This is a genomic window from Streptomyces sp. SPB074 (assembly GCF_000154905.1).
GTDB lineage: Bacteria > Actinomycetota > Actinomycetes > Streptomycetales > Streptomycetaceae > Streptomyces.
This window is the reverse complement of sequence record NZ_GG770539.1, coordinates 3,282,490-3,287,857: the sequence shown is the minus strand read 5'-3', so window position 1 is coordinate 3,287,857 and position 5,368 is coordinate 3,282,490. Positions and strand designations below refer to the sequence as shown.

Genomic DNA, 5,368 nt, shown 5'->3' with positions numbered 1-5,368 from the left:
GGCGGGCCGGGAACGGGCGGGCCGGGGCGGGTCCAGGCGGGCCGGCGCGCCCCCTGACGGGCCGGGACGGTGGGGGCGTACGACGGCGCACCCCGCCGGGAAACGGGTGCGCGTGTGTACGGCCTCACCCGAACGGGGAACTCCGTTTCCGCTCGTCCGTCCCGCCGTCACCAGGCAGAAGCGGTTCTGCACCGCACCGGCACCAGGGCCGTCGGCGCGGATTCGCCGGGAACGGTGACGGTCCGGGTGCTGAGTGTGATGTGCTGGCTCCCATCCCCGCGAGACGGGGCGAGGCACTGGGATGCGGGGGACGAGGGAGGGGCGGCGATGGGGGCGGAAGCAGGGAAGGGCCGCTGGGAGTCGGGGGCGGTCGCGCACGCGGCGACGGACCCCTTCGGACAGGGCCCGCTGCCGTGGCTGCGCGCGAGCGAGACCTACTTCGACGACACGGGCCGGGTCGTCCCCTGGTACGTCGAGCACGCCCCGGCGCCCGGCGCCGAACTGCGGATGCCGAGGCCGCGCCGCGAGGAGGGCTCGCCGCGCTCCTCGGACGACGTGCACCAGCAGATCAAGGGCTTCACCTCCACCGGCGCCGTCGCCCCGGGCGAGTCGATCGACTTCCACGTCACCGTCAACCCGCCGCAGTCGTACTCCATCGACTTCTACCGCATCGGCCACTACGCGGGCGCCGGGGCGAGCAAGATCGCGTCCACGCCCCGGCTGCAAGGACTCACCCAGCCGGAACCGCTGCTCGCCGACCGCACGATCTCCTGCCACCACTGGTGGCGCACGTGGCGGCAGCAGATCCCCTCGTACTGGAAGCCGGGCGCCTACGTCGCGGTGCTCACGACGTACGACGGGCACCGCTCGCACATCCCGTTCACCGTCCGCGACAGCGAGCCCGCCGACCTGCTCCTGCTGCTCCCCGACGTGACCTGGCAGGCGTACAACCTCTACCCGGAGGACGGCAGGACGGGCGCGAGCCTCTACCACGCCTGGGACGAGAAGGGGAAGCTCCTCAACGAGGAGGACGCCGCGATCACGGTGTCCTTCGACCGCCCCTTCGCGGGCGCCGGTCTCCCGCTGCACGTCGGGCACGCCTACGACTTCATCCGCTGGGCGGAGCGCTACGGCTACGACCTCGCGTACGCCGACGCCCGCGACCTCCACGCGGGGCGGGTGGACCCGACCCGTTACCGGGGCCTCGTCTTCCCCGGGCACGACGAGTACTGGTCGGTCCCGATGCGCCGCACGACCGAGCGCGCCAAGGAGGCCGGGACCTCGCTCGTCTTCCTCTCCGCGAACACGATGTACTGGCAGGTCGAGCTGAGCGCCTCGCCCTCGGGCGTCCCCGACCGGCTCCTGACCTGCCGCAAACGGCGCGGGCCCGGGCGCGCGACGCTGTGGCGCGAGGTCGACCGGCCGGAGCAGGAACTCATGGGCATCCAGTACGCGGGCCGCGTGCCCGCCCCCGCCCCGCTCGTCGTGCGGCACGCGAAGCACTGGCTGTGGGAGGCGACCGGGGCGCACGAGGGCGACGAACTCCCGGGGCTCGTCGCCGGGGAGGCCGACCGCTACTTCCCGCGCACGCAGTTGCCCTCGTACGAGGACCGGATGCTCCTCGCGCACTCGCCGTACGAGGACCAGGGCACCGTCCGGCACCAGGAGACCTCCCTCTACCGGGCCCCGAGCGGCGCCCTCGTCTTCGCCTCGGGCACCTTCGCCTGGTCCCCCGCGCTCGACCGCCCCGGACACGTGGACACCCGCATCCAGCGCGCCACGGCGAACCTGCTCGACCGCATCTGCAAACGCGACTGACCGGCGTCCGCCGGGGCGGGACGCGGAGGCGGGAAGCCGCGGCGGGATGTGGGGCGGGATCTGGGGGCGCCGTCCCCCCCGTCGCACCCCGCTGTGCCCGCCGTCGCGTCGGTCGGCGTGCCCCTCGCGGCCCCTCGCGGGCCCCCGGTGACCCTGCGGCGTCGTCCGGTCCGCCCGTGCGGGACAATCGGGGCATTGGACGGAAGCACGTGGAGGAACCGTGTCCGGATTCGTCGAGAAGCCCGAGCCCGTACAGGTGCCGGGGCTGGTGCATCTGCACACCGGCAAGGTGCGCGACCTCTACCGGAACGAGGCCGGCGAGCTCGTGATGGTCGCGAGCGACCGCCTGTCCGCCTACGACTGGGTGCTGCCCAGCGAGATCCCCGACAAGGGGCGCGTCCTGACGCAGCTCTCGCTGTGGTGGTTCGACCAGCTCGCCGACCTGGTCCCGAACCACGTCCTGTCGACCCGGCTCCCCGAGGGCGCCCCCGCCTCCTGGGCCGGGCGCACGCTGGTCTGCCGCTCGCTGGACATGATCCCTGTCGAGGCCGTGGCGCGCGGTTACCTCACCGGCTCGGGGCTCGTGGAGTACGAGCGCTCCCGCACGGTGTGCGGGCTCGCGCTGCCCGAGGGCCTGGCGGACGGCTCCGAGCTGCCCGGCCCGATCTTCACCCCGGCGACGAAGGCCGAGGTCGGCGAGCACGACGAGAACGTGAGCTACGAGGAGGTCGCCCGGCGCATCGGTTCGGAGACGGCGGCGCAGCTCCGGCAGACGACGCTCGCGGTCTACGGCCGGGGCCGGGACATCGCCCGCGAGCGCGGGATCATCCTCGCGGACACGAAGTTCGAGTTCGGCTTCGACGGGGACGAACTCGTCCTCGCCGACGAGGTGCTCACGCCCGACTCCTCACGCTTCTGGCCCGCCGACTCCTGGGAGCCGGGCCGCGCCCAGCCCTCCTTCGACAAGCAGTTCGTCCGGGACTGGCTCACCTCCCCCGCCTCCGGCTGGGACCGCAAGAGCGAGCAGCCGCCGCCCGGGCTGCCCGCCGAGATCGTGGAGCGGACGCGGGCGAAGTACATCGAGGCGTACGAGAAGTTGACGGGCGTGCGCTGGAGCTGACGCTCCGGGGACGGGCCTAAAAAAATAAAAAAAATTTCCGCACCCGTATCCGCACCCGTATCCGCACCCGTATCCGCACCCGTATCCGCACCCGTATCCGCACCCGCACCGGCGGCCCTCGCGCGATGTTTCACGTGAAACATCGGCCGCACCGGCGCACCCGCACACGAAGAAGGCCCCCCGTTTCCGGGGGGCCTTTCGCTGAGCGGACGACCAGGTTCGAACTGGCGACCTCAACCTTGGCAAGGTTGCGCTCTACCAACTGAGCTACGTCCGCACCGCGCTTCGGGGCCGCTTTCGCGGTGTTCAGCGCGTGCGCCCACTATACCCAACCCCGGGAGCGGGCCGCACGCACCGCGGCGTGACGGTTCTCGGCCCCGAGCTTGGTCACGGCGGAGGAGAGGTAGTTGCGGACGGTGCCGGGGGAGAGGCCCGCGCGCTGGGCGATCTCCGCGACGGGGGCGCCGTCGGCGGCGTACTCCAGGACCTCGGCCTCGCGGGCGCTGAGCGGGGAGTCCCCGGCGGCGATGGCGTCGGCGGCCAACTCGGGATCGACGTAACGGCTTCCGGCCTGGACGGTACGGATGATCTCGGCCAGCCGGCGCGCGCTGACGGTCTTCGGTACGAAGCCGCGCACGCCCGCCTCCAGGGCCCGCTTGAGGTGGCCGGGCCGGCCGTGGCTCGTCACGATGAGGCAGCGGCAGCCCGGTAGTTCGCTCCGCAGGGCTGTGGCCACACTCACACCGTCGCCGTCCGGCATCTGGAGGTCGAGAACGGCGACGTCGGGCGTACGGGCCCGGGCCATCGCGAGGGCTTCGGCACCCGAGGCGGCCTCCGCGACGACTTCGAGGTCCTCCTCCAGGGCGAGGAGGGCGGCGAGGGCGCCCCGGATGAGGTGTTCGTCATCGGCGAGCAGCACACGGACCCGGGAGGTGACGGGCTGCGCGGGCGCGGGCTCGGTGGTCACGGTCAGGGCGTGCGGGACCTCGGCCGTGAGGCGGTAGCGGCCCGGGGCCGAGAGGCCCGCTTCGAGCCGGCCGCCCACGGGCGCGAGGCGTTCGCGGAGCCCGGCGAGCCCGGAGCCGCCCCGGGTGGGGCTGGGCGAGGCGGGGGCGCCGTCGTTCTCGACGGTGAGGCTCGTGCCCGTACGGCTCGTGGCGAGCGTGATGGTGCAGTGGCGGGCGTCGCCGTGGCGCAGGACGTTCGTCGCGGCCTCGCGCACGACCCAGGCGAGGGCGGTGCGCACGGGCGGGGCGAGCGCCCGGATGTCCCCGGTGGCGGTCGCGCAGTCGATGCCGGCGGCCTCCAGGACGCCGCGCGCGCCCCGCAGCTCGGCGCCGAGGTCGATGCCCCGGTAGCCGCGGACGACCTCGCGGACCTCGCGCTGGGAGCGCTGGGCGATCTCCTGGACCTCGGCCATCTGCGCCACCGCGTCCCCGGTCCGCTCGCGCCGGGCGAGCTGGACGGCGAGTTCGCTCTTGAGGGCGATGGTCGCGAGGTTGCGGCCCAGGACGTCGTGCAGGTCGCGCCCGAAGCGCAGGCGCTCCTCGGCGACGGCGAGGCGCGACTCGGTCTCCTTCGCGCGCTCGACCTTCTCCTTCGCCGTCTCGATCTCCTGGCGCGCGTCCTCGATGTCCCAGGTGCGGGCGAGGGACCAGGCGGAGGGGCGGCAGATGAGGAGGGCGAGGACCGCCGCGCACGGGACGAGGATCGCGAGGACGCCGCTCAGGGTGCCCTCGGGGTCGGCGAGCAGGGCGGCGGCGGAGAGCAGCGCGGTGCCGCCGACGACACCGAGGAGGAAGCGGGGGACGGGGACGCGGAGGGCGAGGACGGCGAAAACGGGGTTGATGAAGAACATCACCGCCGTGGCGAGCGCCGGGACGTCGATCGTGCCGGTGCCGAGGCACAGCAGGTAGAGCGCCGAGGTGAGCACGGTGAGGGCGAGGAGCCGCCAGGCGGCGGGAGCGTTCGGCGCGTGCGGCCTGCCGAGGTAGCGGTCGAGCGCGTCGAGGAGGGCGGGACGGGTGGCGGCGCAGAGCGCGAGCGAGGAGAGGATGAGCGCCCCGCGCAGCGCGAGGTCGGTGCGGTCGCCCCGCGTCAGGTGCTGGAGCAGTTCGGGAAGGACCCAGCCCGCGAAGAACGCCCACACGTAGCGGCTGAGGGTCGCCCGCGTGTAGTGGTCGATCTGCTGGACGGGACGGTGCCCCTTGGCGAGCGAGGAGGGCCGCCAGGAGAGCCGTTCGAGGCGCGGGAACCGTGCCCCGGAGCCGTCACCGGCCGTGTTGTCACCGGCCGCGCCGTCACCGGCCGCTCCGTCGTCCGTCTCTCCGGCCGCCGCCGCGACCGGCGCCCGCTCCGTGCCGGACACCGGCTCGCCCCCCGGCGCCCGCTCTCCGGCGGGACCGGGCACGGCCGGCGCGGGCCCGGCGG

3 protein-coding genes, 1 tRNA gene and 1 pseudogene are annotated in these 5,368 nt (G+C 74.0%); 2 read left to right on the top strand and 3 right to left on the bottom strand.

The window, feature by feature from the left end:
- Positions 1-327: 327 nt before the first annotated feature.
- A complete protein-coding gene (locus SSBG_RS13535; RefSeq protein WP_008746688.1) occupies positions 328-1,818 on the top strand; it encodes a N,N-dimethylformamidase beta subunit family domain-containing protein in 1,491 nt (496 codons plus the stop codon).
- Between the two features lie 220 nt (positions 1,819-2,038).
- Positions 2,039-2,938, top strand: a complete 900-nt coding sequence (locus tag SSBG_RS13530; RefSeq protein ID WP_008746687.1) for a phosphoribosylaminoimidazolesuccinocarboxamide synthase — start codon at positions 2,039-2,041, stop codon at positions 2,936-2,938.
- A gap of 204 nt (positions 2,939-3,142) precedes the next feature.
- Here SSBG_RS13530 and SSBG_RS13525 read toward each other — a convergent pair.
- The 3 genes and pseudogenes from SSBG_RS13525 to SSBG_RS34650 all read right to left on the bottom strand — a co-directional run.
- Positions 3,143-3,215: transfer RNA gene (locus SSBG_RS13525), tRNA-Gly, on the bottom strand.
- 45 nt (positions 3,216-3,260) lie between these two features.
- Complete coding sequence (locus tag SSBG_RS13520) at positions 3,261-3,905, bottom strand: response regulator transcription factor (protein ID WP_008746686.1); 645 nt, start codon at positions 3,903-3,905, stop codon at positions 3,261-3,263.
- Between the two features lie 441 nt (positions 3,906-4,346).
- Positions 4,347-4,796: pseudogene (locus SSBG_RS34650) on the bottom strand (histidine kinase); the annotation flags it as partial.
- Positions 4,797-5,368 lie beyond the last annotated feature (572 nt).